Source organism: Psychromonas arctica DSM 14288 (assembly GCF_000482725.1).
Classification (GTDB): Bacteria; Pseudomonadota; Gammaproteobacteria; order Enterobacterales; family Psychromonadaceae; genus Psychromonas; species Psychromonas arctica.
The window spans coordinates 7528-11786 of the sequence record NZ_KI519480.1 but is presented as its reverse complement, the minus strand read 5'-3'; the positions used below and the strand labels follow the sequence as shown (position 1 = coordinate 11786).

General features: G+C 36.3%; 5 protein-coding genes. 3 read left to right on the top strand and 2 right to left on the bottom strand.

What is annotated here, in order from left to right; genetic code table 11:
- Window positions 1-394 precede the first annotated feature (394 nt).
- The 3 genes from H592_RS0116150 to H592_RS22570 all read left to right on the top strand — a co-directional run bounded on the left by H592_RS0116150 (window position 395) and on the right by H592_RS22570 (window position 2495).
- Window positions 395-1243, top strand: a complete 849-nt coding sequence (locus tag H592_RS0116150) for a phosphoribosyltransferase-like protein (protein WP_037072002.1) — start codon at window positions 395-397, stop codon at window positions 1241-1243.
- 3 nt (window positions 1244-1246) lie between these two features.
- Window positions 1247-1603: a hypothetical protein gene (locus tag H592_RS0116145; RefSeq protein WP_028869677.1), complete on the top strand. Its 357-nt coding sequence runs from the start codon at window positions 1247-1249 to the stop codon at window positions 1601-1603.
- 283 nt (window positions 1604-1886) lie between these two features.
- Window positions 1887-2495, top strand: a complete 609-nt coding sequence (locus tag H592_RS22570) for a reverse transcriptase domain-containing protein (RefSeq protein WP_051369213.1) — start codon at window positions 1887-1889, stop codon at window positions 2493-2495.
- 64 nt (window positions 2496-2559) lie between these two features.
- On the opposite strand, the gene istB is transcribed toward H592_RS22570, so the two are convergent.
- Together istB and H592_RS22565 are read right to left on the bottom strand one after the other, a co-directional pair.
- Entirely contained in the window at window positions 2560-3312 is a 753-nt protein-coding gene (gene istB, locus H592_RS0116135) for an IS21-like element helper ATPase IstB (RefSeq protein ID WP_028866956.1), read from the bottom strand.
- 9 nt (window positions 3313-3321) lie between these two features.
- On the bottom strand, window positions 3322-4259 hold a 938-nt coding region (locus H592_RS22565; RefSeq protein WP_037072014.1), incomplete at its 5' end, for a Mu transposase domain-containing protein.

Here is a 4259-nt window from a genome sequence, read left to right as displayed (position 1 = left end):
GACGTACTTTTGCACGATATCAATTATTAAAAAATAAAGAAAAAACAGTTTAACCTTGATTTACAAGGAGTGACCATATATGTCCAGCTCTTTATGTACTAACGCAGCGGTTCAGACAGTGCATCCTGAGTGAGCCTATTCGCGACAAAGGGCACGCAGATGGAATCCATGAGTACGCATTGATTGAGGGAAAATTTAATGTGGGTAAGTAATGATACATGATAAAAATTTTGGAAGTTTTTATTGTGTAACATTATGATTTTAAAGAATCCAATGTATGTCCTGCCTTTTTTATTGAAATTGCTATTTGTAGCTATTTGTTGATAAATTATTTAGAATGATATGTGCCTATAAGTATCTATAATAATTTGATATAAAAGTGAAAGAAATTGAAATGACAGTAAAACAATTTAAGATTATTTTGGGTTTGTGCAAAAAACAACCTTGGCTTGAAGATAAAGAAAGTGAGCTAACTAAGCTCTTGTTTACGGACTGTAAAACCGAAGATGAACGTAAATTGATTTTAGAATTACTAGAACGATTTGTTCATATCTCACACCAATATTATAGCTTATTAATAAAAGAACTCGCCGAAGCTATTGTGACTGATAGTTTAGAGTCTAGTTCAACTCAAATTGTTGCTATGACAGGCGATTACAATACAGATAGCGCCCAATTTGTTTCTTATGGATTGAAACCCCGATTAGAAAAAGCAGGATGGCGAAATCACGTGTCCATTACTCAATTTCAACGTGCATTTAAAACGTATAAAGCGAGTGGATTTGTTCATAAGGATATAGTTCTGGTAGATGAATTTATTGGAAGTGGAAAGACTGTTATTGGGAGGGTTAACAAGTTAAATAGAATGTTCAAAGATGCTGGTTATAATGATGTTACGATCCGAGTTAAGACTTTAATTTCATCTCAAGTAGGCATAGATATAGCTAGAAGTTCTGGTATTGATATAGAAAGTCTTGTGTATTTAGATAGAGGGATCTCTGATTATTACCCTTCTGAAATGGTGAGTGATAAATTAAACTTGATGGCTAAATTAGAGGGGCTACTTTCAACTTCATATAACGGTAGGGAACTTCCTAATTTGGGATATGGTGAAACCGAATGCTTGTATACAAGAGATGATGGAAATACACCAAATAGTGTATTTCCTATTTTTTGGTGGCCATTTTTGAAAGATGAATCAGAAAGAGATACTTTATTGGTTAGAGCAATGGCAGATGCATAAATTATGAAACTTAATAAAAGTGAGTTAGCAACATTAAATGTTTTAATGAAATCGTCTAAAGGTTTAGATACCTTTACTCTTTTTCGTAGGTTAAATTTTTCGTTTTCTGAATATTCTAAAATTATTCGTATTCTTTCTGGAAAAGGTATGATTAATGAACATCAGGAAGATTTTTTGAAAATCACTCTTATTGGGAAAAAGTATATAACTCAGCAAAACAAAGTCATATCAGATAAGCCCTGGAGGAAAGTCCCAACTCATTTTTTAGGTGAAAAGCTGACTAAAAATTCACTATATATACCAAGTATCAAACTGTTAGATAAAAAGACTTTTAAAATAGATAAAGATGAATTATATTAGACTCTTAGCTTGCAGAAGCTAGTATGTTGGAGTGTAGTCGCTCTCAGGTTAAGGTGAACGTTAACCATGACTAATAATTTTCGAAAAGATAAAAATTAGTTAGTCCGATCTTACTAGAAATTTTCGAAAAGATAAAAATTGCTAGTAAGATTCCGTGAATAGCTTCGCTATTCATTCGGACATCAAGTTATCGGATATCACGCAAGCGCAATATCAGATAACTTGATGTATTTTGCAAAGTATAGAAGGTAGCTTCTGCAGCTATTCAATAAAGATTGAAAAAATGAAATTAAGTGATGAATGGAATTTATATCTATTAGACAGAGGGATTTCTAGTCATTTAGTACCCCAATATATGTCTTATATTGAAAAATTAACAAGCCAAAATATCCCCGTTATATTTGAAGTCGAACATTTAGCCAAACTTATTGGTATTGAATACCGTGCACTAAACAAAATGGTTTACGGGACAAATGATTTTTATAGAGAATTTAAAATACCGAAGCGAAGTGGAGGTGAAAGAATTATTTCAGCCCCCTATCCTTCTTTGTTGTTATGTCAAAGTTGGATTTATGAAAGTATTTTAAAATCTTGTTCTGTGCACTATAGTGCGCATGCATATACAACTAACAAATCAATTGTCACTAATGCTGTACAACACTTGGGAGCTAAAGCCTTACTTAAAATGGATATGAAAGATTTCTTTCCATCTATTTCGATTAATTGGGTTGTAAATTTTTTTTCTAATCTCGGATATTCAAATAATGTTTCCCATGCTTTAGCTTCTATTTGCTGCTTGGATGATGGACTTCCTCAAGGAGCTTCAACAAGTCCTGCTTTAAGTAATATACTACTGATGAGTTTTGACCGGAGAGTTTGCGTATTAACATGATGCCGATCGCTCAATAACATTCATCGCGATCGCTTTTTTGTTTGTCTGTAGACCTCAGTAAAATCTAACTTAGGTGATCGGGTGACGTCAAGGTATTTAGTTTTTTACGCATCGATTCACCCTTTAATTCTAGTTTAATTGAGCCATGTACTAGACGATCTAATATCGCATCGGCATGCGTTGATTCTCCAATCATTTCATACCAATTTTCTATCGGTAACTGACTACTAATCATGGTCGATTTAGTATCGTATCTTGCATCAATTAGCTCTAATAAATCACTACGCTGTTGTACTGTTAACGGTTCTAGTCCCCAGTCATCTAATATTAATAAACTTGCTGAACTGAGTTTGTTAATAAGTTTTCGGTAGCTACCATCTGCTTGTGCAAGATACATTTTTTCAAGTAGCTCTTTGAGTCTAAAATAATAAACGCTTTCGCCTTGCTGACAGTGATTGTATCCAAGCGCGCAAGCGAGATACGTTTTACCGCACCCCGTAGCCCCAGTAATAAGTATGTTTTGATGTAGTCGTAACCACTCGCCTTGCCCAAGTGAGCGTATTTGAACTTTGTTAATCTGACGACTCGATTGATAATCTAACTGTGCTAATTGCGCACTTACTCGGAACTTTGCTTGCCGTGTTAAGCGTTCAATCCTCCGGTTGTCTCGTTGTGTTATTTCATTATCGAGTAGTAGCGCCAGCCGCTCTTCGAAAGCAAGTTCAACATAAGCGTTCGGTTGTTCAGTTTGCTGTTTAAGCGCATCACGCATGCCACTTAATTTTAGATTGTTGAGTTGTTGATAGACTGTTTTCATTGTATTTCCTTAATGGTAATAGCTATTTCCGCGAATGTTTTCATGTTCAATTTCATTCAATAAATCAAGTTGAACTTCGGGTAATGGTTGCTTATCTAATCCTTTTTCAAGGATGTTGGTGATTTGCTTTAAACGGGTTGCCCCCATCCACAGACCGCGATGACAAGCGGCTTCTAACCGTGCAGGGCTGTATTTTTTGGCAAGGCTCAGTAATCCTAAACAGACACGGTAACTTTGCTCTGGGTGCTTTTTAGCTTGTAAAAATTCAATCACCAGCTTCTCTGTTGATTTACCGATATCTCTTGCCCAACTTTCAAACCGCTGGGGAGACCATTGTTGCTGTTTTTGATGAGCTACCGGCATGTGCTGTTCGTTTGTGGTGTGCCCGCCGAGCCGATGATTGCGAGAATGAACCGCAACCTGTTTTCCATGATGATAAAGCGTGACCAGCTGACCGGTGACATGCGCTTCAAGCTTTTGTTTTATCAAGCAATGAGGGACAGAGTAGTAATGCTTTTCTACTTCAATATGGTAATCAATATGCACTTTCACCTGCTTGATTTGGGTAAATATGTAAGCCTTGTCGGGTAACGGTTTTAAGACTGGTTTATCGAGTAATTCAAATTGAGATAAGCGGGATCCTGGTTTCTTCTTCATTTGACGCGTATTTAAATCAATCAATAATTCTGCAATGCGCGTATTTAATTGACGTAAGCTGAAGAAAGGCTCATGACGTAATCGCGCCATTATCCAGCGTTCAACAATTTGCACACCGACTTCAGCTTTAGACTTATCCTTAGGTTTATAGGGCCTTGCAGGGACAATGACGGTGTTGTAATGCGCGGCAAGCTGTTGGTATGTAGGATTAAGATCTGGTTCGTAACGACAAGCCCGTGTTACACCACTTTTCAGGTTATCTGGAATGATTAGTTCCGGTACGCCACCCA

Excerpts from the sequence above, each read along its gene's own strand:
- H592_RS0116150 (WP_037072002.1), top strand. The coding sequence starts at position 395 with ATGACAGTAAAACAATTTAAGATTATTTTGGGTTTGTGCAAAAAACAA.
- H592_RS0116145 (WP_028869677.1), top strand. The coding sequence starts at position 1,247 with ATGAAACTTAATAAAAGTGAGTTAGCAACATTAAATGTTTTAATGAAA.
- H592_RS22570 (WP_051369213.1), top strand. The coding sequence starts at position 1,887 with ATGAAATTAAGTGATGAATGGAATTTATATCTATTAGACAGAGGGATT.
- istB (WP_028866956.1), bottom strand. The coding sequence starts at position 3,312 with ATGAAAACAGTCTATCAACAACTCAACAATCTAAAATTAAGTGGCATG.